The sequence below is a fragment of the Mesorhizobium sp. 128a genome (genome assembly GCF_053848025.1).
This window is the reverse complement of record NZ_JBSPKY010000040.1, coordinates 1-21,922: the sequence shown is the minus strand read 5'-3', so window position 1 is coordinate 21,922 and position 21,922 is coordinate 1. Positions and strand designations below refer to the sequence as shown.

General features: G+C 58.1%; 17 protein-coding genes. 7 read left to right on the top strand and 10 right to left on the bottom strand.

What is annotated here, in order from left to right; genetic code table 11:
• Nucleotides 1-435 precede the first annotated feature (435 nt).
• Complete coding sequence (locus tag ACWTU9_RS32110; protein ID WP_455861827.1) at nucleotides 436-690, bottom strand: helix-turn-helix domain-containing protein; 255 nt, start codon at nucleotides 688-690, stop codon at nucleotides 436-438.
• Between the two features lie 392 nt (nucleotides 691-1,082).
• Here ACWTU9_RS32110 and ACWTU9_RS32105 point away from each other — a divergent pair, with 392 nt between their 5' ends.
• Entirely contained in the window at nucleotides 1,083-1,334 is a 252-nt protein-coding gene (locus ACWTU9_RS32105) for a DUF6074 family protein (protein WP_455861825.1), read from the top strand.
• A gap of 187 nt (nucleotides 1,335-1,521) precedes the next feature.
• On the opposite strand, the gene ACWTU9_RS32100 is transcribed toward ACWTU9_RS32105, so the two are convergent.
• Both ACWTU9_RS32100 and ACWTU9_RS32095 read right to left on the bottom strand, forming a co-directional pair.
• On the bottom strand, nucleotides 1,522-2,286 hold the full coding sequence (locus ACWTU9_RS32100) for an AAA family ATPase (RefSeq protein WP_455861824.1): 765 nt from the start codon (nucleotides 2,284-2,286) through the stop codon (nucleotides 1,522-1,524).
• On the bottom strand, nucleotides 2,283-3,644 hold the full coding sequence (locus ACWTU9_RS32095; RefSeq protein ID WP_455861823.1) for a hypothetical protein: 1,362 nt from the start codon (nucleotides 3,642-3,644) through the stop codon (nucleotides 2,283-2,285). The genes ACWTU9_RS32100 and ACWTU9_RS32095 overlap by 4 nt, the downstream gene beginning before the upstream one ends.
• 949 nt (nucleotides 3,645-4,593) lie before the next feature.
• On the opposite strand from ACWTU9_RS32095, the gene ACWTU9_RS32090 reads away from it, so the two are divergent.
• Complete coding sequence (locus ACWTU9_RS32090; protein ID WP_455861822.1) at nucleotides 4,594-4,767, top strand: hypothetical protein; 174 nt, start codon at nucleotides 4,594-4,596, stop codon at nucleotides 4,765-4,767.
• 115 nt (nucleotides 4,768-4,882) lie between these two features.
• Nucleotides 4,883-8,335, top strand: coding sequence for a class I SAM-dependent DNA methyltransferase (locus ACWTU9_RS32085; protein WP_455861821.1), 3,453 nt, complete (start codon nucleotides 4,883-4,885; stop codon nucleotides 8,333-8,335).
• A 1,080-nt stretch (nucleotides 8,336-9,415) separates the two neighbouring features.
• Here the strand turns inward: ACWTU9_RS32085 and ACWTU9_RS32080 are convergent.
• The 5 genes from ACWTU9_RS32080 to ACWTU9_RS32060 form a co-directional block, all read right to left on the bottom strand.
• Nucleotides 9,416-12,883 carry an AAA family ATPase gene (locus tag ACWTU9_RS32080; RefSeq protein WP_455861820.1) on the bottom strand — a complete coding sequence of 1,156 codons (3,468 nt, stop codon included), beginning with the start codon at nucleotides 12,881-12,883 and terminating at the stop codon, nucleotides 9,416-9,418.
• Nucleotides 12,880-14,139 (bottom strand): metallophosphoesterase family protein, encoded by a 1,260-nt coding sequence (locus ACWTU9_RS32075; RefSeq protein ID WP_455861826.1) that lies wholly within the window; start codon nucleotides 14,137-14,139, stop codon nucleotides 12,880-12,882. Before ACWTU9_RS32075 ends, ACWTU9_RS32080 begins: the two co-directional genes overlap by 4 nt.
• A gap of 387 nt (nucleotides 14,140-14,526) precedes the next feature.
• Nucleotides 14,527-14,736: a hypothetical protein gene (locus ACWTU9_RS32070; protein ID WP_455861819.1), complete on the bottom strand. Its 210-nt coding sequence runs from the start codon at nucleotides 14,734-14,736 to the stop codon at nucleotides 14,527-14,529.
• Nucleotides 14,737-14,762: 26 nt separating this feature from the next.
• Complete coding sequence (locus ACWTU9_RS32065) at nucleotides 14,763-15,077, bottom strand: hypothetical protein (protein ID WP_455861818.1); 315 nt, start codon at nucleotides 15,075-15,077, stop codon at nucleotides 14,763-14,765.
• A gap of 274 nt (nucleotides 15,078-15,351) precedes the next feature.
• Nucleotides 15,352-15,846, bottom strand: coding sequence for a hypothetical protein (locus tag ACWTU9_RS32060; protein WP_455861817.1), 495 nt, complete (start codon nucleotides 15,844-15,846; stop codon nucleotides 15,352-15,354).
• A 674-nt stretch (nucleotides 15,847-16,520) separates the two neighbouring features.
• Between ACWTU9_RS32060 and ACWTU9_RS32055 the strand changes: the two genes are divergently transcribed.
• Entirely contained in the window at nucleotides 16,521-17,786 is a 1,266-nt protein-coding gene (locus ACWTU9_RS32055; protein ID WP_455861816.1) for a hypothetical protein, read from the top strand.
• Between the two features lie 515 nt (nucleotides 17,787-18,301).
• Here the strand turns inward: ACWTU9_RS32055 and ACWTU9_RS32050 are convergent.
• Nucleotides 18,302-18,799: a hypothetical protein gene (locus ACWTU9_RS32050; protein WP_455861815.1), complete on the bottom strand. Its 498-nt coding sequence runs from the start codon at nucleotides 18,797-18,799 to the stop codon at nucleotides 18,302-18,304.
• Between the two features lie 276 nt (nucleotides 18,800-19,075).
• Here ACWTU9_RS32050 and ACWTU9_RS32045 point away from each other — a divergent pair, with 276 nt between their 5' ends.
• Both ACWTU9_RS32045 and ACWTU9_RS32040 read left to right on the top strand, forming a co-directional pair.
• Nucleotides 19,076-19,609, top strand: coding sequence for a hypothetical protein (locus tag ACWTU9_RS32045; protein WP_455861814.1), 534 nt, complete (start codon nucleotides 19,076-19,078; stop codon nucleotides 19,607-19,609).
• Between the two features lie 105 nt (nucleotides 19,610-19,714).
• Entirely contained in the window at nucleotides 19,715-20,959 is a 1,245-nt protein-coding gene (locus ACWTU9_RS32040) for a hypothetical protein (RefSeq protein ID WP_455861813.1), read from the top strand.
• A gap of 213 nt (nucleotides 20,960-21,172) precedes the next feature.
• Here the strand turns inward: ACWTU9_RS32040 and ACWTU9_RS32035 are convergent, their stop codons facing one another.
• The gene (locus ACWTU9_RS32035; RefSeq protein ID WP_455861812.1) at nucleotides 21,173-21,463 is read right to left on the bottom strand and encodes a hypothetical protein; all 291 of its coding nucleotides are present in this window, start codon (nucleotides 21,461-21,463) and stop codon (nucleotides 21,173-21,175) included.
• 209 nt (nucleotides 21,464-21,672) lie between these two features.
• Between ACWTU9_RS32035 and ACWTU9_RS32030 the strand changes: the two genes are divergently transcribed.
• Nucleotides 21,673-21,915: a hypothetical protein gene (locus tag ACWTU9_RS32030; RefSeq protein ID WP_455861811.1), complete on the top strand. Its 243-nt coding sequence runs from the start codon at nucleotides 21,673-21,675 to the stop codon at nucleotides 21,913-21,915.
• Nucleotides 21,916-21,922: the final 7 nt, after the last annotated feature.

Genomic DNA, 21,922 nt, shown 5'->3' with positions numbered 1-21,922 from the left:
CTAGCTGCGTGTTCCCGGAGGCTGGCATGCAAAGGGGATATGCTACAATCCGCGTGCGAGTGCATCGGGCATAAGCCCGGGCCTCACGCACGGGCGAGCCGCTTAAAGCGATCAGTGGTCGCACGCCAGTATACGGTATTAGTTTTGGCAAAGACGGCACCCGGCAAGTTGCACGAAACGCTGACGTTGTCTTTCGAAGACGAAGACAGGCGGGCAGGATAGGCAAAGGTGATTTGGGGGCCGGTCAAAAGCCCGCAGTCCTTTGGGCCGTATTCTCGGCCGACCATCTCAGGGAGGGGAATCAAGCATCTCGGCAGCACCCTGCAACATTCCATCCATCTGGTCGGAAGCGCATGGTTCAATGCTTCGACTATCAGTCGCAAACTACACTCACAAGGAAGCGGGTATTCGAAACACTTGCGGATAACCCACTGATCACGCAGCGTCCAATATGTCCGACTCCGCCTCAAGAATTCCCACAGGTAGGGACAGCGATCTCCCGATCCGATCCCGATAGCCCTTGTTGTACCTCAGACCCGACTCGATGTTCTGGATTTCCTCAGCGGCTAGCCCGCACGCCACCGCCAGATCCTCGATCGAATATCCAAGGTGCTCCCGATAAGCGCGGATGATGTGGGTCCCCTCTGACGTAGCCGTCAAGACTCTCTCGGGAATGCGCGAATCCTTCATAGACACCTCGAAAAGAACAGGATGCCCGCTACAATCGGGAGATTTCCTCCCGACCTGGCGCTCCCAGCAAATCAAATAGCTGGACGTCGATTCGGCCGAATCGGCCTCGTCCATGGAATGGGCCACCTGAAATCGGCAGCCAGGTCGCAATGTAGCGGGTTGGTTCTGATCAAGACCAAGAGCCTGCCTGCCCAAATCACTCCCCGCGCGATCCCTCGCGGCCCATCATCGCCAATGAGTTCTTGAACAGGAACTCAAACTCGACCATCCGCCGCGACCAGTGGCTGTATGCAGCACCGTCCACCGAGCCTGACCGTTGTCAAAAAGCGCTGTTAACCAAATTTTCTAACCCGCCAATGCTTATTCGCGAGACGGAAGGCGTGAGGTGATCGATGTGTGATTCAAACGTAAGCGCGTTTCCGCTGCATCGGCGGCGGAAACTGGTCGAAGGTATCGCCCGGGTCCTGGAGTCCAAGAACGGGGAGGACGCGAATGCCTTCTGGCGCAGCACCGCCAAGACAATTCTCGTTCAACTGTCCGAATCAGGAATTGCACCCGGGCTCGCCGAACAAGAAGTTGGAACGCTTCTTCATGCTGTCTTAGTCGATCTAGCCACTCGGAGTGCTGCGAAACTTGCACGATAGCATCGGCTCACGACGAAGGATTGCCGTGTGGAGACACTCCGGGGCTCTGCAAGCGTAGCACCACTGCATCCGTCAAATGCAAGGTTGCGGATAAAAGATCGCGGCGTTACTCGAAATCATGCGCGCGAATGTGCTCTCGGGTTTGAATTCCAGTGTGATGTCCGGAATTATCTGTCTTCGTCCGGAATTAAGTGGGGCCGCTGACGTCGTGTGCGAAGTCGTTTCGGCGCTCGTGTAGGAGCTTGAGCGCCTCAGTGCCGCACAACATGACACGAAGCGTGGTCTCGATCCGGGAAAGACGAATGCTGCCAACGCCGTTGGTAACGGCTGCGCAGTTATGGAGGAGTTGGCAAAGCGCGCGAAGGGAGGTGTTCTGACCGTAGGTGGCGATTGCTTCGTAGGCGTCGGCTCCCTCAACGTTGTGTTCGGCGCCTATCCTCTCGCAGTCCTCCCGCGTCGGCTGCCTGATCTCGAAACGCATGCCGATGCGGCTTTCGATCTGATCCATAGCGTGGGTATCACGCCTCGTCCCCGCTAATCGATGAGTGTTGCCGGCAAGCAGCAAAGCGAAACCGCAGTGCTCCTGAAGGTGCAGCAGCTCACGCAAAACAGTGGGTGTGAAGTTTTGATATTCGTCTACCAGCAACGGACGCGTCGGGCCGTATCGGGAGCCCAGAAAGTTCATGCAATCCTTCGCAAGGTCGTATGTGTGCTTGCTGTCCTTTTGGACGCCGTAGGCGTCGTGCAGCATCAGGAACATCGGCCTGATAGCCTTGGTATGCTGCGCAACCTCACAATAGGCAGCTCCACTCTGGGCGGCTATCCAGTTGAGCGCTACAGTCTTTCCGAGTCCGGCTTTGCCGACCGCAAGCACCGGATATCGCATCTTGACCGCGGTATCGAAGGCGGCGCGCACAGTGAGCGCAGCGCGAGTCTCAACAAACATCGTCATCCGACGATCCTCTTCACTAGGTCCATCTGAGCGGCTATGCGCTCGTCCTGTTCGCGTCGGCGCTCTTCGGAGTTCGATGGCTTCTTCGGCATCACGATCCGCGCCGGCCGATCAGACGGATCGAGCAATACTTTGCCCGCCGGCTCGTTGGGGATGATCTCAGGTTGAGCCTGACCAAGCGCTATCAGCCGAGCTGCAACGTCGATTTTCGGGACCGAGCGAGCCATCTCCACGATCGCGCTGCGATGCGCCCTCGCCCGTGCTGCCGTGCTTTGGGCGCCCCGATGGTCAAGCGGATGAAGTGCAACATCGGGGGTGGCGATCCCGAGCCTGTTGCCCTTCATGTCCAGCACAACTAGCTCGGCCGGCGCATGATAGACCGGCTCGCAGACCAGAACCTTATCGTGCGTATACTGCCACAGCTGTTCGCAGGACCACCGACGCCCACGGATCTGAAACGCGCCTTGAATCACAGTGCGCTCGACGCGGCGCGCTACAGACGCGTGGACCTCATCCCGGCTCATGGTGATCGCTGACCACCCTGTAGCAACGTGCTGTTGAAAAATGGCGTTGGGCGAAAGCCCCTTGAGGCCGCTCTGCTTTCCCGTGGGCATGCTGTGATAGGCCTTTAGGAGACCGAAGAACGCCGGAACGAAATCTTCGAAGGTGCCATAGGGCGCAACCGTCCGGCCGATCGCCTCCTGGCGCTTGTTCATACGGTTGCCGGAAATCCAGCCCGGTACTGAGCTCAGATAGCGAGACTCGAAGTCCCCGAACCAGCGTTCGTTTGGCTTTGCCGGGGCGTTGTAAGGCAAGGCGTTGACAACCCTCACCGTGCGAGCCGGCCCATGGAATCCGGGCACCGTCAGTGTCCTTGCGGCGTCCAGGTACGTCGCGAACCCATATTCCTTGCCGTTATCGATGTAGAGGGCTTCAGGCAGGCCAAAGGCAGGATGCTCCACCATGGCCGCGAAGACTTCGATCACGTCACGATTGTTGACGCCGCCGCGCTTGTCAAATGCGATCAGATCACACCAGACGCGGCCAGTCGCCCAATCGAGAAACGCGATCAACTTCGCTGTACAAATTGAGCCCTCAGCCCGCGTCAGGTGGATGTCGATCGGGTGCACGTCTCCGACGACCAATTCCATCGGGCGCATGCCTTCGATAGAGCGCCGACCGCGCGGGCGGCTGTCCTCGTAGGCTTTGCGGTTGGTGCGGAACTGGTGGACTTTCCGATAATGTAGCTCTTCCGAAACGAGCGTCCACGGGATCGCACAAGCTTGCTCGAAACTCGAAAAATCGCGAGGGCGGAACCCCCATGACCTGGTCGTCTCAACCAGGAAGTTACGGGCCAATAGCTTGACGTGTCCCCAAAAGCTGCGCCGGCTGCCAAAAGCCCTCGGATTTCCTGTTTTAGGTCCTCTGCAATTTTGGCCTTTGTGCCAGGGTCGAAGGGTACCAAAGCATCCCACTGCCGACTGATGACTACGCGTTTCTTGCCTTTGTCGGCTCGGCCGTGCCGGCCTCGGCATATAATCGGCTTCGGACCATTTTGAACCGTCGTTTCAATGGGCTTCAACCGGAGTTGCAACTCGGGTGGGAGTGAAGCCAAACTGACGAGATAATGCTTGCCCGCGTTGCCACCCTTACCCTGAACAACGCGCACCTCCAGGGCGTGCCCTCGCCAGTGGCCACGCTGGCAAGCCCTCCAAACTGCCTGCCGCGAGATTCCTGCCGACTTGGCGAGCAGGTTGAGTGGGACGAATTCTTTCCTCGACATCGTGCGCTAGTCCCTAGCGGCGGAACGGAAACCACCGGGTAGCAGCTCGAGTTATCCCTGGCGTGACAGCCAAACCTTGGATCTCCACGCGGCCTCAGGAAGCCTTACGGATGTCAGCCACTGGCCGCAGTTCGTTTCGCGAGGGTGTGGAAGGGTGACCGGTGACAGTGGAAGGGAGAGTTGGGCCTTGGCCCGACAGGGCTGCGGTCTTGGTTTACCAATCCTGGGGTCATGGGTTGACCAATCAGCTGCCGACCGTAAGCGGGTTTACCAACAAGGGCGGCTAGATTCCATGCAAATCCAACTGCTTAATGCCAGTCCAGAATTAAATGTAATTGAGGCCATTGGTAAACCTGGTCTTAGGATCAGAAACTCCTACCCTCGGCCTGAAAACGCTCTTGTTTTCAATCACATAGGCCACACACACGCAAGCCATAATTCCGGACTGGTAAACCCCACGAAATGCCAGATAATTCCGGACATCACACCACACTGCCTTTTATGCGACTTTCGAAGTACAGAGCATGAACATCGAACCCGAAGGCGGCTTTGCTACCCGAATCTGGAAGCAAGTTTCGCACCCCAAGGGACAGCGATCAGCGGCATGGGTCGGAGGTCTTGGTTTGGGCCGCGAGCTGACGCTTCATGGCGAACTTATCAGAAAGCGGCCGAGTAATGTGCTCATGGCCGTCGATTGAGCTGCGTAGAAGTAGTCGTCCGTATCAATCCGTTCTTACCAAAAGACTGCGCCGTTAAAACCAGCTCGCACGTCGCGCACGGGGTCTCCCCCTTTATCGGTTTAGTAACTACGCCATGTCACTTTACTGCGTGGGACACGGCGAAAATATTGATGGACTATTAACGATCGCCAATTTCATCGGGCGATGGGCCAATCTTGACGGAGGTCAAGAGAGAGCAAATTATTCTCTTTTCTTGGCAGAGCTTTGTGATGTGATTGGAGTCAAGCGACCCGATCCTGCACTGGCCGCCCATGACTTCAACGACTACGTGTTCGAACGGCGCGTTGAAAGAAAACGTCCGGACGGGACAACCGAAGCTGGGCGCATCGATCTCTACAAGCGCGGGTGCTTTATCCTAGAGGCAAAGCAGAGCCGCCTCCGTGGCGGCAAGAAAGCGGTGCCCGAAGGCCAGGCAGACCTATTCGTGATGGCGGAGGGTGGACCCGCCGGCACGGCATTGCCTGGTCTCGATCACGTTATGGTCCAGGCCCGCCGGCAGGCCGAGCGATATGCAGCGTCGTTGCCTTCCGACCATCCATATCCACCCTTCATCATAGCCTGCGACGTGGGGCGAGCTGTCGAACTCTACGCTGATTTTTCCGGTCACGGACGCCACTATGCCCAGTTTCCCGATGCGCGGCAGTTTCGCATCGAACTCAGCCAGCTAGCCAGTTCGGATACCCGAGAACTGCTGCGTGCGGTATGGGAACAACCTCAATCGCTTGACCCAGCACAGAAGACGGCCAAGGTTACCAGAGAGATTGCCGGGCAGTTGGCAGAAATCTCGAAGGCCCTTGAAGGACGAGGCTTCGAGGCCGGTAGCGTAGCAGTTTTCCTCATGCGGTGCCTCTTCACGATGTTCGTCGAGGACGTGGGGCTGCTTCGCAAGAAGGGTTTCACGGAGCTTCTGACGAAGTGCCTCGACGATCCGACGCGGTTTACCTTCGAAATCGATGATCTCTGGCGGCATATGGATCGCGGAGACTATTCGCCTGGCATCGGCGAGAGACTGCTTCGATTCAACGGCAAACTCTTCAAGAATGCCGCGTCGCTTCCGCTGACCAAGGCCGAAATACGCCTTCTTCGCGATGCCTCGGATGCCGATTGGCGCGATCTGGAGCCTGCAATATTCGGCGCTCTGTTCGAACAGGCGCTGGACCCGATCGAGCGCAAGCGTCTCGGTGCGCACTACACGCCTCGCGCCTATGTCGAACGGGTTGTGGATGCCACGATCGTCGAACCCCTCACTAAAGACTGGATCGGCCATCAATCGGCTGCCGAGCGTGCGATTCGCCACGGCTCAAAGGCGGCCGCCACCCACGAGGTTGAAGACTTCCTTAGGCACCTAGCGTCCGTGCGGGTACTCGATCCGGCATGTGGCACGGGAAATTTCCTGTACGTCGCCCTCCGTCGGATGAAGCAGTTGGAAGGCGAGGCGCTCAAGCAATTGCAGGATATCGGCGGCGACGAAGCGGTCGCACGCGTCGCTAACATTTCGGTGAAGCCGGAGCAGTTCTTCGGCATGGAAATCAACAGGCGGGCGGTTGAGATTGCGGAGTTGGTGCTCTGGATCGGATACATCCAGTGGCACATGCGGACCCGGTCTACCGTGCCTTCCGAACCGGTATTGGGCAGCAGCGACCATGTTCACGCGAAGGATGCGTTGATCACCTGGGCGGGCTATCCCCATCCGCATCTCAAGCGCGATGCGTCCGGCAAGCCCGTGCCCGACGGTCAAGGCAACGAAACCAACTTCTATCCGAACGCGATCAGCGCCGACTGGCCGGAGGCCGACTTCATCGTCGGCAACCCCCCGTTCATCGGCGGGAAGGATATCCGCGGGCGGCTGGGCGCGGGTTACGCCGAAGCCTTATGGGGTGCCAACCCGCAGATGAATCCTGCAGCGGATTTCGTGATGTACTGGTGGGATCGGTCAGCCGATCTGCTCGTTAGGAAGGAAACTCGGCTGCGCCGCTTCGGTTTCGTTACCACGAACTCGATAACGCAGGTATTCCAGCGACGAGTCCTCGAGAGACATCTGGCCGGCCCCTCGCCAATTTCCCTCGTGTTCGCCATTCCGGACCATCCATGGACCAAGGCGTCAAAAGATGCCGCCGCGGTCAGGATTGCCATGACCGTTGCTGAAGCTGGCGAACGGGATGGGGTTGTGCGCATCGTGACGAAAGAGGCACACCTTGATACCGATGAGCCCAAGATCGAGTTCGCTGAACATGAAGGGAAGATCAATCCCGACCTCACGATCGGCGTAGATGTCACCAAATCGAAGGCACTGGTGGCTAACGATGCGATCTGCTCACCGGGCGTGAAGCTGCATGGAAATGGCTTCATCATCACGCGTGAAAGGGCCTTTGACCTCGGGCTTGGGAAGCGGTCGGGCCTCGATCGGCATATCCGCGAATACCGAAACGGCAAGGATCTGACATCACGGCCGCGTGGTGTGATGGTTATAGACCTGTTCGGCACCGCCGCTGAAGAGGTCAGACGAGAATTCCCCGAGGTCTATCAACACCTGTTGGATACCGTGAAGCCGGAGCGAGACCGAAACAATCGGGCCTCATATCGAGAGAAATGGTGGTGGTTCGGCGAGCCACGAAGGGAACTCCGGCCAGCATTGCACGGCTTGTCCCGCTACATCGCCACCGTCGAAACTATGAAGCACCGCATCTTCCAGTTCATGGAGGCCGAGGTGCTTCCAGACAACATGCTGGTCGCGATTGCATCGGATGATTCCTTCCATCTCGGCGTGCTGTCTTCGAAGGTACATGTGGCTTGGGCTTTGCGCACCGGAGGCCGTCAGGGCGTTGGCAACGATCCGAGGTATTCGAAATCCCTGTGCTTCGATCCCTTCCCGCTTCCCGATGCAGGTGCGTCGGCTCGTGCTGAAATAGGTGCCATCGCCGAAGAACTCGATGATACGCGCAAGCGGGTCCTTGCCGAGCATTCCGACCTGTCTTTGACGGGGCTCTACAATGTTCTTGAAGCTGTCCGAAAGGGCAGCGCAGTCTCGCGCAAGGATCAGGACATTCGAAGCCGTGGCCGTGTTGTGATCCTGCGAGAGCTTCATGATCGGCTGGACGCCGCCGTCTTGAAATCCTACGGGTGGCACGGGGACATTGACGTCGAGCAAATCCTATACGGCCTTGTCCGGTTGAACGAAGTCCGGGCCGCCGAAGAGCGCCGGGGCTTCATCAAATGGCTGCGCCCCGAGTATCAGATCGACAAAATCGGTCCGCTGGCGCATCGCGGCGACCGTGTCCAAGCGATCTTGGCGACCAAGGTCAGGGCGAAGAAGACCCCGTTCCCGGTCGCACGACTGGACCAGGCGCGGGTTGTCCTCGACCTCATGACACGTGCGACAGCGCCCCTGTCGGCAGAAGAAATCGCCGTCGCGTTCACGTCACCGGACGAGACCGTCGCCGAGGTACGTGACGTGCTTCAATCCTTGGTCCGGCTTGGCCAAGCGGAAAGTTACGATAAAGGAAGAAGCTTTTTCCGAGCCGCATAAGACTAGCTCCTTGCAAAACTTGCCTCCGGCCAAATCGGACTGCCTGATCCTCGAGAAGCGGTTCTGACATGTTGAAGCTGACGTTAGGGTCATCATAGCCATAGTCATCGATGTAGACCCCATCCCAAGGTCACCTATTGGTGGTTTCAGCTCCCACCTAAAGTTCCAGCCGAGCCGCGACGTGTTCAACTTGTTGAGCGTTCGTGGGTGTGCCGGTCCGACGCACTTGAAAATCCGCAAATGGATCGCCTCCGTTCAACCAGTCGGTGAGGGAGCCGTTAAAATCCTGCAATGCGATAAGCAACGAGCCACACATCTCCACCGGCTCGACATTCAGGCCTCGTTTTTGGCGCAACGCACTATCAATTCCGACTTGCATCGCGGACGAAAGCATCTGGGGGTGAACGAGAAACCCGACGTCGCCGCCGCCGCTGGTCAGTGCCTGCTCACAGCTTTCCTTGGAATTCGAGTACAGTGCACGGCAGACAGCCGGGCGCCTATCATAGACCGAACACCGATCGTTCACGAGAAGGGGGCAGGTAGCGTGCCTCCCATATCTGGCATGCGGATTGAGGGGCAGTCGTGATATCTCGGACAATCGATGCTCGATGCCTGCCAAATCAACATTCGAGCGCGTCGAAAGGAGTAACTAGGCAAGGATAAATATCTCAAATGGGCTACATAGCACCATCTGATGGAGCAACCTGCTCGACACGCAACAGAATCCTCGGGATTGTTTGGTGCGGTTCGCAGGGATGACAGCTTTCGGGAGTTGCTCAGCTCTGATGAACGACTGATCTCCGGCGCAAAGCCGACGTTCGCGGATCGGCATCTGGAGGCTGCCTTCGGGTCAGGCACAGACCCTACACCAGAAGGATATCTACAGTCTGGAAGTCTGGCTTTTGGCGCGATGATCGAGCCGCCCGGATCATCCTCCTGGCTCATGAGGCAGAAATGGCAAGCTGGATACACCCTGCGGGCCGGATGTGCTGGATTGAAAACGAAACAGCCCGCAATGGAGCCGTGGCGTATTAACGCTGAGAAGCCAAGGGTCTCGACGCTCGCCCCAGGCTGGCCAACCTACCGGAGTTCGTGAATCCTAACGTCCGGCACCACAAGCTTGGCGATTTCGTACAGGTGCTTGTGATGTGTGAGGTAGATGACCTGCCCCGCGTTTGCCATCTCGCCAAACAGCCTGAAGACCTCCTCGGACCGAACATGGTCAAAGGTTTCCATAATGTCGTCGGCGATGAACGGCACGGACGGCCGGAATTGGGCGAACTCGTAGTAGCCTGCAAGGCGCAGTGCCAGATAGAGTTGAAAACGCGCACCTTTTGAAAGGGCGTCGGCGACCTTGGACTGCCCATCGCGCTGCATCGCGATAAGAACCTCGCCGCCCTTCGCAGGCTGGGTTGTGAGACCCGAATACTGACCGCGTGTGATGAGTGCAAAAGCATCCGATGCCCGGGCCATCATCCCGGAGCGATGACGGTCTCGGTACAGGCGCAGCGCATTTTGAGCTGACATAACGCCCAGTTTCAGCTCGATATAGCGGACGGCCTTTTCCTCCATTTCCAGCAAGACGGTGCGACGCTCGGCATCAAGCCTTGCGACAGCGCTGTCGCCGCCGATCGCATCCAGCTTGTCGGTCGCCCGTGTCTTGCGGATCAGCTGCTGCTGTATGATCTCGTCGAGGTCCCGAAGCCGCTGCTCGCTCTCAGCCTTTTCGATTGCTAGAGCCTCGAAGTCGACAGCGTCCAGCATGGAATGCGCCTGCTGGCGCTCTTCAATCGTGAGTTCCTCCAGCAATTGCTCTTCGAGTTCGGCAACGGCAGCGCGCAGGCGATCTCTTTCACGCAACAGCTCGTCACGCTCGACAACCTCGGGAAGTGTTTTTACGCCGAACATGCCGAGCACTTCATTCTTGCGGTCCTCATGGATCGCCACTTCGCGATGGATAACATCACGAGCATCCAGGAGGCGCTTGAGGTCATTTCCGAGGCTGGCCCTCGCTTCACGGCCACGATCCGCGCGTTCCAAGCGCTCCGTGAGCCGTAACGCAAACTGTTCCGGGTCGTCATTCGCCGGCTCACTAACGGCGGCTGCGGCCGCGGTGACCTCGGCGATGAAGTCAGCCTGGTCTGTTTCCATCTTCTCGATCCGGAGCCGCATTGCGTTCCGATCCTGAAGCGTCTTGGACAGCTCGGCCAGCTGATCGAGCACGTTGCCGACGACGTGCGCTGGCAGACCGCTCTCAAGCCAGGTTCCCTTCAGCGCCCTGCCAACGCTCGCGAGCCACTCTTCCTCACGTCGCTCCGCCACGTCCACAGCGCGCCGTCTGGCAGCAAGTTCCTCCTCCTTCGCGCTGAGGGTTTTGACTGCCTCGTTACGCTGTGCTTCTAACTTATCCTGCCTTTCCATGAACCGCTCGGTGACGGCCATGATCGTTTCCAGGCTGTCGATTTGGTCCGACTGGATGCCGACACTCTCAAGTGCCGCACTCAGCTCGAGGCGTGTCCGATCTGCCTCCTCGCCGGCCCGCGCAGCCTTGCTTTGCGCGGCTTCGATTGCCGCCCAGGCCGAGAGCGCATCGGTCCGGGCAGAAATGCGATCCTCGACCCGTTCGATCAGACGCTCTGGCGAACCTTCCGAACCGTCCCCAAGCAGCTCCAGCGCCGCTTTGCGAATCTGCGCCGCCAGTGTGTCTACCTGCTGTTCGATCAGCGAGTGCTGCTCGCGTGCCTGAGAGATGTTGGCCGAGGTTTCGGCGAGGCTGCGCATCGTTGTGCGTAACTCGGCGAGCTCACGCGCGTTGCCAAGACGAACTGAGCCAACGCTGTCGTCGCGCGCCATCGTCGCCGCGAATTCGTCTGCCGTTTCAATTATGAGGTTGTCCCGATGCCTTGCCCAAGCCTTGTCTCGCTCATGCCGGATGGCGGCGGCGGTTGCATCGTCGGTTACGTCGACATTGGCGCGAATGGCGCCCAGCCGCGCCGACAGCGCCCCGTGGGTAGCCTCATGATCAGCGAGACGCTCGGAAGCAACCGCCCTTTTCTTCCCGAGCTCCGAGGCGAGCCTTTTCCAGGTATCAACCTGCTCGGCGCTGGGGACAGATATCCCGACAAGTTCAGCAGCATCGCCGGACCAAGGTTTCAGCCGGCGGATCGCGGCCGCCAGTTGGATTTCGGCTTCGTGCTGCGCTTCGCTCGCCTCTTTGATTTCCTTCAGATGCGTACTCGCCCTCGCCTTCGACAGTGCCGAACTCACCCTTGCCCTGGCAAGCTCAGGCACTGACCGTTCCTCGCCGACCCGTTCGCGCGCCATCTGAAGGGCATCCAGGGCTGCGGCGGCTTCGTCGCGGGCGACAGCCAGGCTGGTAGCGATCCCGGATCTCTGTTCGAGCATATTGCGAACCGTGCCGACGACCGCCGCCGGCAGAAGCAATGACGCAGGCTCTGGCTCAGAGGACCTTCCCAACGCGGCAAGGTGGGCCGCGACGGCGCTATCGAGTATCTGCAGCTCGGTTCTGCGGCTAGGTAGGTCCAATCCCGCCGCGACGTGGCGGGCCTTGCGCTCGGCCAGCCCACGCACCCGCTCAGAAATTGCGAGGATTGCATCGTCCACATCAACCCCTGCGATCTTCGCTGTTACACGCTCGATCTCCTCCGAATTTGCCAACTGCTGCGTTCTGAGCCTGGCGTCGTCATCGATCATTTCCGCGAAATTGCCGCTGCTGATGCCCGAGGGTGAAGGACTGTCAGGCAGTTCGGCCAGTTGCACTGCCTTGCGTTTTATCTCTGCGAGCGTCCGGGCCGCACGAACAAGCATCGCGATATGATCGAGACGGGACGACAGCGTCGACCGTTCAGTGATGCTTCGATTATAATGCTCTGTCGCGTCGAGGCGCTCTGCCTCAAGCGTCTCGTAGGTCGACGCCAACGTATCGATCGCATCCCTCGCGGACTTCAGTTCCGCCAATCGCTTCTTGAGAATCGCAAGGTCCGTTCCGTGCGCCTGCTTCCGGTAGATCGCGTCAGCTTCAACCTCAAGCGCGCTCAATGTGTCACTCGCATTTCCAAGGCCGGCGCTCGCCGTGAACAGCAGCTTGCCAAGGTCTCCGCGCGACTCAAGGATCGATTTTCCACCAGCTTCCAACGTCTCATCATCCAGCGAGAACATGGTCGAGTAGGCGTCGCGGGACAGACCAGCGAGATGCGCAGATATTGCCACTTCGCTCACCGGTTGGCCCGCTGCGTTCAACAGAGAATTGTTCCGTTGTTTCGTGCGCGAGAAGGTGTGCTCTTCTCCTGCGAGCTCCAGCACACCGCCGACCCGCATTGCGCCGTATTCATGCAGGAAATTGTATCGGCTGCGCTCCTCGATGCCGAACAACAGGTCGAGATAACCGGAAAGGGCCGTCGACTTGCCCGCCTCGTTCAACCCGAACACGATATGGAAATCAGGCCCGGCCGTGGGCTTCGGCCCGAAATCAATCGCCTGGTCGGTGAATTTTCCATATCGAATGAGGTCAAGGCGCCGGAGCCTCATCGTGATCCACCTGCCTTGAGGCGAGCCGTCACCAGGTCGGCGCCGCTGGCAAGGACCCTGTCGAGAAAGTCCTCTTGGGCGGCTTCGTCCTTGCCGGCGAAATCGCGCCCGTCGGGCGGCAGATCGGAGATCATTTTCAGGATCAATGCCCTCGCTTCGGCCCGGAAGGCCTCCGACGTGGCATCGGTACGCATCGATTGAGCAAGTTCGACAATTGGATCCGCAGCACCTTCGGCTGCGTCAGTTCCGGGCGCCGATACACTCAGCTCGAGCTTTTCGACCCACGTGTCGCCGATCTGCTCTGCTGCCTGCTCGGCTTCCGCCAAGAGGAGGTCTCTATCCCGGATAAGGGCCCATGACAAAGCCGTCGCACCTGTCAGAGCGAGACGAACCACTGCATGGCGGGATCGGACAGAAGCCCGGATAACTTCGAGCGCGGATCGGATCCGTCCGACGACTTCCGGGAATTCCACCGTTCCGGAAAGGTCGGCATCTACGCGCTCGAATTGCGCGACGCTCGTCAGTCTTTCCTCGATCTCAACGGAACGATCGTCACGGATCGTCACCAGAGTGACGGATTTTTCTCCAGCCTCGTTGATGTCCCTGCCCTGCGGCATTCCCGGCATCACCACCGTGGCCATCCCAGGATGAACCTTCCGCACGTGAATGTGCCCGAGCGCCCAATAGTCAAATCCATGCCCGTGCAGGTCGACGACGTTGCACGGCGCATAAACGTCGTGCCCTGGCGCCCCGGCGAGACTGGTGTGCATGATGCCGACGTTGACCGCTCCTTCATGAGGAGCCGCGTATCTGCCCAGCAGGCTTTCGGGGGCCTTCGGCTGGGCAAAGCTCAATCCGTGGAAAACGACGTCAAGTTCACCAGCGGTCTGCAGAACAGCCTGCGGGCGGCCGGCAAAGATCGTGACCGTATCGGGGAACACCAGCTGCTTTGATATCCGCGACAGGGCGTCGTGGTTTCCGCGGATCTTGAAAACCCTGATGCCGGCCTGGTGCAGCCGCGTCATCTGAGACGCCAGGAACCGCGCCGTTTTCATCGACGTCTGATCGCCGTCATAAAGATCGCCGGCGATGACGAGAGCATCGACGCGCTCGGCGAGGCAGAGGTCGACAATCGAAATGAACGCCTGCCGGCTAGCGTCGCCGACCAGTTCGGCCAACTCAGGATTTCGCATCGCCAGCGAGCGAAGCGGCGAGTCGAGGTGAATGTCGGCCGTGTGTATGAATCGAAATGCCATCGTAGTCTCCGGGCCACGGAACATAGAGAATTTCCGCAGCCGTTCGACAAAAATTGTAAGCAGCTGCTGCTACTGGCTATCCGACACCCCATTGGGCCGCCTGTTGGTCGCGGCGCTTCTACGCTGGGAACAATCCCACTCGCAAACGCAGCGTCGGTGTCGGTCGAGACGGTAAAGCGGCCTCCGGCTGAAAAAAACCACGAGGCTATGCTTATCAAGCGACTTCGAGCGGAGGCATGCCGGAGCCTTTGCAAAGAGCCGGAGCTCGATGCATGCAGCTGGCGCCTTCTAGAAAGCCGACAAATTCAGACCCGAAGTAACCCAATGGCGCGCTGCTGACAGTCCATGAAACCTGGGATCGGTCGTCCACGGGTGCCGGTCCATCGATCATCTGGAGTTCGAGGCAGCCATTTTTCGGATGACGGAGTTCAGCAATGCGATGTCGGCCGTCGCCGCGATTTCCAGCGGGTCGCTGCTTTGCGCAAGCGTCCGTCCTTCACCCACACCATCAGGACCGAGCGGTGCATAGTTCGACACCGAAATGTCCCTATATTGGCGAAGAAACTCAAGTGCTTGATCGATAGTTCGCCGCTCCATGCCGCTGACCTCCCGAAGACCCGCACTTAGGCGGCCTTGCCTCGACGGTCCGAGAACGGCAAAATGTTGTCGCCGGTAACGCTATCAATCTGCGACGTGAGCGCGGGGGAATAGGTGGCAGCGGCACCAACTTCCCCGAGCCACTCGTCATAGGTCGTGTTCATCGCGGCAATCAGTTCCTCGGATCGATCGATCCCAGCGCTAAAGAGGCCCATCAGGCGCTTCGCTAAGGGTTCCCGTAGCGGATCGCTCACAGCAATCCCTGCCCGGGCGCAATATTCGTCCAGTACCAGGGACAACATCTTAATTTGGGCTGGATTGGCGGTGCGCTTAAAGGTCATTTTGCTTACCCCTTTGGGGCGAAAGCATGATCGACTCTTCCAAACACCGGCGCCCGTTCAGTGGCCGGTGGCGACCCCTCTGTATGCTTCCGACCGTCGGATAGCGAATCAATTTGTTGGACGGGGCTGTCTAGCCATGGACCGAAAGAGGGTCAGCTTTGAACCGAAGTAGCTTCGCCCCCCATGCCTCCATACGCTCACAGCGGATAGCCCTGACGCACGATTCTTCGTCTTTTCCAGTGTGCCGTTCAGAATTATCTGTCGCTGTCCGGAATTAGGCGGGGCTGCGGAGGTCGTGTGCGTCGTCGTTTCGGCGCTCGTGCAGAAGCCTGAGCAAATCGCTGCCGCACGACATGCCACGAAGCGTGGTTTCGATCCGGGGAAGGCGAATGCTCCCGACGTCGCTGGTAGCGGCAGCGCAGTTCTGAAGGTGGCAAAGCGCGCGAAGGGAGGTGTTCTCACCGTAGATGACAATCGCTTCGTAGGCGTCGGCTCCCTCAACGTTGTGTTCGGCGCCGATCCTCATGCAGTCCTCCCGCGACGGCTGCCCGATTTCGAAACGCATGCCGATACGGTTTTCGATCTGATCCATAGCGTGGATATCACGCCTCGTGCCAGCTAACCGATGAGTGTTGCCGGCGAGCAGCAAAGCGAAACCGCAGCGCTCCTGAAGGTGCAGCAGCTCCCGCAAAACAGTGGGTGTGAAGTTCTGATATTCGTCCACCAGCAAGGGACGCGTCGGGCCGTATCGGGCGCCCAAAAAGTTCATGCAATCCTTAGCAAGGTTCGTATGTGTGCTTGCTGTCATTTTGGACGCCGTAGGCGTCGTGCAGCATCAGGAACATCGGCCTCATAGCCTTGGTATGCTGGGCAACCTCACAGTAGGCAGCTCCACTCTGGGCGACTATCCAGTTGAGCGCTACAGTCTTTCCGAGTCCCGGGCTGCCTTCGATACGGCGGTGAAGATGCGATATCCGGTTCTTGCGGTCGGCAAAGCCGTGTGCCTCCTCTGCAATAGGGCGCATGGATTGGCATGGAGCAATCTTGGCGGGTGCGTACCGAACTTCCGCCATGGGTCGAGAGCAGTCGTTACGGTCGGAGATTCGCCCATTCAATGGACGGTCAAACCTGAAGCAGTCATGCAGGGATTAATGTAGCACAACGTCACCGAACGCCGTCCCCAGGGTAACAGCTTCGATACCCGCACTACGATCCTGGCACTCCCGAACGACCCGGTCTCGACCGTCACGCGTTCTTGCATTTTGGTCTTCCCTAACTTAACGGTGTCAAATCTGCCGCGTTTTTGTAGAGCAGATTATCGCCGACATAAGTAAGGTGTGGTGATATCATGACGATCACCCCTGAGGGCACCAAGCGTTGCCTCTGGCCGTGTTCTTCGTTCGACCATCAAGGACCGTCTCGTCCTGCTGCTGGGCAAATCTGATGTCCCGGCACTTCGCGAACGAGGCCGATTTCCACCAGCGCATTATCGATAATTCCGAAGCCTTCCCTGCTCTGTTTCGGGGTGAACCGGCGGCCCATACTTTGTTTTGGGCTCATGAGCTTACACTGCATGATGCTGGTCGCGGCGGGGGCAACGGAAGCGCAGACTTGTTGACCGTCGATGAGACCGGGATGGTATGGCTTATCGAGGTAAAGTTCAATTTCTCGCTCGAATCTGGAACACAAGTTTGGCACGGCCAACTCGCGCGGTATCGCAAAGCGCTGATGACAATGAGCTGGCAGGAGATCGTGCGTTATACGCATCGGTTCCTTACAAGCTTCGAGCAGACCAAACCTCAGCTTTCCCTTCGCACGGACGCAGTTAGCCTTGACGAATGCATCGGCGACTGGCTGGTCGCGGTTGAAGCAGACGCGGTCCCGGGGGTCTCTATTGTATCGAAAATGGCAGAGAGACTGCGTTCCGGGAACTTTGGAATCATGCTGGTGTCGGATTACTTCAATGCATCCGATCTTGCCGCGGCGGAATCCTTTGCGCATAGTGTGCATGGCGGCCCGGTGGCATATGCAGTCGTCAATCCGGACCCGACCGGTTTCCATTGGCACGTAAAATACTTCCGGCCGGGAGTCGATCAGGGGTCGGTAAAGAGTGCATATGTCACGAGCGATTTCGTGCCGGAGAAAATGCAGCTTGTTACACCAACCCGGCTACGCTCGCTTGTATCTCCGGCCTGTCGCAATCTGATCGACACCCTTGTTTATCCTCGGCTTCATGCGCTTGGCTGGAATGAGCGGCACGTGGCAACGCGCAGCGCATTCGATGCTATTATTCCGGTTGGCGGAAGTTCGCTCCCTCTTCTGGTTGTGGGCACATCAGAACTGGATGCGAAAGCATTGGAGCGTCATACTAAAATCGACGGCGGTCAGACGCTCAAGATCAATCCGCGTTTCAAGGCAGTTCTGAATCAAACGGGCAATCTGGACTTCGTAAACACCTACATGAAGCGCTTTTACGAACTGGGGTGGCGTGGTCGCAGGCGCGAGAACAAGCATTTACGTTGGGGCGTAACAGATATCTCAGCCGAGGAGATCAGAGCATCAGAAGCTGCAATGATCTACTATCCTGCTGATGATCAGCGGGACCATAGTGGCAGGAAAGGCGACGCCGAAAACCTATCAAATTTCTTTGCGGCTTTCGAGGAAATGATTGTGTCAATGCCCGAAGCCACAACGAACGCCATTGGATAAGATGGATGCAGTCGGCTACAACATCGAAGCAGTAATAGTCAGCTGTGGGGGCTTCTTTCGGCGGTAGAGGCACCGCTCCGGCGGGTAGCCCGGATCCAGCAGCTGCTTGGCGATCCCCCCGACGTAGGGCGTAGGAGATCGGCATCGCAGGAGCGTTGGCTGTCTTCAAGACGATCCTTCAAGGGACGCTCCGCTCACGCCCTTGCGTGCTATGCGCGCCAGCGCTTACCGGAACGCGCCACTGCGGCTCCTGGGATCAGGCTTGGGTTCCAGACCACTAGGCGGGAAGCTGCCGTCGACGCGCTCGCGGATGGATGATGGTGGGAAATCGTTAGATGCGGTCAACTTCCAACCCTGCCTAGGTCAACGTGCAGTTCGCCGGGTTGCCTAGGCACCACCCGCAGGTCGGCTCGACTTGGATCGTCATGATAATCGCGCCATGCGCACCGTCGTTGAGCAGGTAGCCAGTTGCTCGATGAAAAGACGTGGAATGGATGCAATGCGCACGAAGCCCGTCATTTGGCCACGCGCAGATCTTCCCACCTTATCCTGAGGAAAGGGTTCGGCGTTTTGGGAAGCTTCGAGCGATCGACCATCCGGGATGAGACTTCAAAATCCGCGTTGATCTTCACGACGAGCAGCTTGCTGAAGTTACCTGACACCTTCACGGCAACCTCGTCCTTGGACTTGAACGGGGTGATGGTCTTGATCTCAACATGATCGTTGCCAAGCCTACCATCAGCACCCTGCGCATAGTTCTTGTTCAGTTTTATTCCGTAGGTGATGGCGCCGAAGAGCTCCCCAATGTCTCCATACACATTGAGATGACGACCTGTCTCAACGTGGTAGCTTTCTGCCAGAGACAAGAGATCCTGAAAATACGGAATCAAAGATCTTATCGCATTAGGATACTTTGCTCGCCATTCCTGGTATCGAAGCTGTTCTTCCACGTCGGACCAGGAAACCCACTCTCCATCGTCATAGAACGACCGATCCGAGATATCATCTTCCATTTCACACCCCTTGGAAGTCCGTACTGTATCGGAAGCCGATCAGCAAGATGCGGTCAAGTATGAGCGCTTCGGGCTCAATCGAGCCGTCCATTGCGTCTGCTCTCCATGACCGCACGGGGTCGAAAGCTGTCGTTCACGCTGCGCTCTACGGCCTTGGCTTCCTTCTCTTGGCGTCCGGTTGTGACGACTCCGGCGCCAGCAGGGGACATGCTGCGCTTGTGTCCACGTGGTCGATCTGTGAAGACTGTCGTTGGGAAAAGAAAAGGAGGGGAAATCATGGACTGGCTCATCTGGATATGCATCGCTGTCGCGGTTCTCGGGGTGTTTGGGGCTATTTGGGATAGTCAGGACAAAGCGGCTGCGCGGGCTAGGACGGAGGGCAAGCTGGGGTCTGGGGTGAACTTCGTTTCGCGTGACGGGGCGCAAGGTATTTCCGTTTCTTCGTCTGGAACCGTGACTGTCGCGAGCCAGTACGGATCGCGGACTATCGCCAAGGCCGACATCATTTCCGCTTCGGTTATGAAGGAGGGCAGGACGTCGATAAAATCCAATCGCGGTTCTCAGCTTGGCCGCGCTGTCGTTGGCGGTGCTCTTCTTGGCCCTCTCGGGGCCGTGGCAGGGGCGGTAACGGGGTCGAAGTCGCAGACCGAGGAAATCACGTCGATCACGCTGCGCGTCCTGACGCGCGGCTCCAGTCCTTATGAGGATGTCGTGTTTTATTCCGGTTCAGCGAAACCGGAGAGCGAGTTAACCCATGAAGTGCGGGCGGCAAATAACGCGCTGTCTCGCATTCTTTCGGCGATCGGCTAGTCTTGCATTCCACACCTCCACACGGTGCCTTGGGGATAATGCTAGTGGTGGACGAGATGCTGATGAAGGGGTGCCTGCGGTGTGAAGGGTTGGAGGACTTTACTTATGACCAGAACAAAGAGGCTGGGTGATTTGGGTGAGCGCTGGACTGAGGAGCTACTCGGAAAGGCAGGGTTCCTGTCGATCCAAGACCTCAACAGTCTCAGACACAATCATGCGGGCGGTGATTTCCTTGCTGAACGGCAAGCGGCACTTTACTTCATCACCGTCAAGGCACGTAACAAGTACCAGCGGAACCGAAGCTTAAACGGCGGCTACAATATCTACCCTGAAAAGGTCCGGAAAGCTGCGCGCGAGTATGGCGCCGTGCCTGCCTGGCTGATCATTCAGATTGATACTGATAGCCGATGCTTCTCCGCATATTTCGGAACCGTTGAATCGCTGTGCAATCCGAATGCAATAGCGGTGCCGATGACCACAGGTGCAGTATTGGATTACGAGTGTCTGGCAAAGGATACTTTTGACGAGAGGATCACCCCAGAACTCTCCAACCAACTCTCCGAAGGGACTGCGGAGCCGCCCGAGACATTGGAGAGTATTGCCCGACATTCCGGGATAGCTGCGGAGGAGGTGGGCCAGGCCAAAGCGGTTACCGAGGTTGAGGTATCTCAGGCAGGCGATTTGACCGACTATGATCGCATTGCGGTCAAGCTACTAGGGTTCTCACCCGGGACGAAAACGCAGCGCGCTGTCGCGTTATATCTGCGGCCTGAAGGAGCGACCACGGCCGAGGTGACGGCCATCAACGGAGGTCCGTACCTCAATTGCCTGAAGGAAGTCGAAGCCAAAGGCCATGCCATTCGAAAATGGAAGGCTACCGGGTCGAATGGGCGACCGGTAACCGCTTACAGAATCGAACTCAAAGGGACAAAGAGCTCCGCGAGTGTCTCCAGTCCCAGCCATCTTGGCCAACGGCCAACCGTTCCGAGCGAGCGCGCACTTACTGCCCGCGAGAAGTGTGCTCCTTCCCGCTCAGGCATTCTGTCAAAAGCCGAACTGCTCGCAGTCGAGGGTTTTATCGAGAGGACTATCGCGGAACGGCGTGCTCGGTCCTGGCTTTCCGATTACGAGGGCGTGGCCAGCGGCAGTGTGTTCAATTTGCTTAGGCTGCACGACACTGCACTTGCGCGGAAAATTGGAACGCGGTCGGACTTGGTGCGTATCGCTGGAGAGATGGGATACACGATCCATGCCTACCCGAGTGGCATTGGACTTAGAGGATCAGGTGTCCGGGAAACCATCGATCTGAAGGATGTGAAGGCGCGCGGCTCTGGGGCTTCTCATCGGTAATGGCATTTGCGAGGTATTCCGTGGGATCCTGTTGGAACGGACAGCCTCTACAGCAGCGGAGTGTCGCTTGGTTGCCGATATCAACCACATTGGAATCTGGAGCACCGTTGTTGGGCCGGAATTTCGCAATCATCTTGATTCACGAAAGGTAGCAACAGGTTGGGAGCCAACGATGCCGCAAGCAGCGGGCATCGATCCGACGGCATGGAGGCCTTAGTCCTGCATCAATGGCCAGACGCGCTTCGCCGTGTCCCTGATGATCCCCCGCAGTTGGGAATCCATCTCGATCAACTCCACCAGCGTCGGTTTTAAGTCCATCCTGTCAGCCAAGCGCTGGTACAACGGCTTTTCAAGGTCGAAGTAGGTGTCCGGTTCGCCCAGCAAGTATGCGGCAGGCAGGAGATACGCAGCCCACCGCTCTTGGAAGAGCCTTTGGAATTCTTGCTGCGCCTCCTGCGTGTATTCCTCGATCCCATCGTCGACGGCGCGGATGAGGATATCCATGTACTTTATGGTATTTTTCTCCTTCTCATTGAGGGTCTTCCCCGGCGTCGTGTTAAGTATCCCGCACATCGCGACAGATGCGAGGAAGTTAGTCTCTCGCAATCCGACGAGAGCCCCCGGCAACATCATCCTGATGATTTTGACCTGGAGGTCGAGGAGTTCAGAGGCGACCTCCGCCCGAATTTCCTCCCGCGGCCGCGGGCAAGGATTTGACGCAGACGACGCTTTCGACGGTCTCCTGTGGTAAGTGGAAGCGCAAGAGCCAGCAATGTGGGCACTGCGTGCCCTGCCTCATCCGTCGTTCTGCCTTCGCCAAGGCAGGTATCACGGATACCACGAACTACCAATATCCCGACCTCGGGCTGGCGTGGGACAAGCCCGACATTAGCGACTGCGTATTTCGCAAAAACGGGACAGTCGTTCCGCTAAATCGCGGACAGCAGTTTCACTAAGTCGCGG

Excerpts from the sequence above, each read along its gene's own strand:
- ACWTU9_RS32055 (WP_455861816.1), top strand. The coding sequence starts at position 16,521 with ATGTCCCGGCACTTCGCGAACGAGGCCGATTTCCACCAGCGCATTATC.
- ACWTU9_RS32090 (WP_455861822.1), top strand. The coding sequence starts at position 4,594 with ATGAACATCGAACCCGAAGGCGGCTTTGCTACCCGAATCTGGAAGCAA.
- ACWTU9_RS32085 (WP_455861821.1), top strand. The coding sequence starts at position 4,883 with ATGTCACTTTACTGCGTGGGACACGGCGAAAATATTGATGGACTATTA.
- ACWTU9_RS32110 (WP_455861827.1), bottom strand. The coding sequence starts at position 690 with ATGAAGGATTCGCGCATTCCCGAGAGAGTCTTGACGGCTACGTCAGAG.
- ACWTU9_RS32040 (WP_455861813.1), top strand. The coding sequence starts at position 19,715 with ATGACCAGAACAAAGAGGCTGGGTGATTTGGGTGAGCGCTGGACTGAG.
- ACWTU9_RS32045 (WP_455861814.1), top strand. The coding sequence starts at position 19,076 with ATGGACTGGCTCATCTGGATATGCATCGCTGTCGCGGTTCTCGGGGTG.
- ACWTU9_RS32060 (WP_455861817.1), bottom strand. The coding sequence starts at position 15,846 with ATGAACTTTTTGGGCGCCCGATACGGCCCGACGCGTCCCTTGCTGGTG.
- ACWTU9_RS32065 (WP_455861818.1), bottom strand. The coding sequence starts at position 15,077 with ATGACCTTTAAGCGCACCGCCAATCCAGCCCAAATTAAGATGTTGTCC.
- ACWTU9_RS32075 (WP_455861826.1), bottom strand. The coding sequence starts at position 14,139 with ATGGCATTTCGATTCATACACACGGCCGACATTCACCTCGACTCGCCG.
- ACWTU9_RS32105 (WP_455861825.1), top strand. The coding sequence starts at position 1,083 with ATGTGTGATTCAAACGTAAGCGCGTTTCCGCTGCATCGGCGGCGGAAA.
- ACWTU9_RS32070 (WP_455861819.1), bottom strand. The coding sequence starts at position 14,736 with ATGGAGCGGCGAACTATCGATCAAGCACTTGAGTTTCTTCGCCAATAT.
- ACWTU9_RS32100 (WP_455861824.1), bottom strand. The coding sequence starts at position 2,286 with ATGACGATGTTTGTTGAGACTCGCGCTGCGCTCACTGTGCGCGCCGCC.
- ACWTU9_RS32080 (WP_455861820.1), bottom strand. The coding sequence starts at position 12,883 with ATGAGGCTCCGGCGCCTTGACCTCATTCGATATGGAAAATTCACCGAC.
- ACWTU9_RS32035 (WP_455861812.1), bottom strand. The coding sequence starts at position 21,463 with ATGGATATCCTCATCCGCGCCGTCGACGATGGGATCGAGGAATACACG.
- ACWTU9_RS32050 (WP_455861815.1), bottom strand. The coding sequence starts at position 18,799 with ATGGAAGATGATATCTCGGATCGGTCGTTCTATGACGATGGAGAGTGG.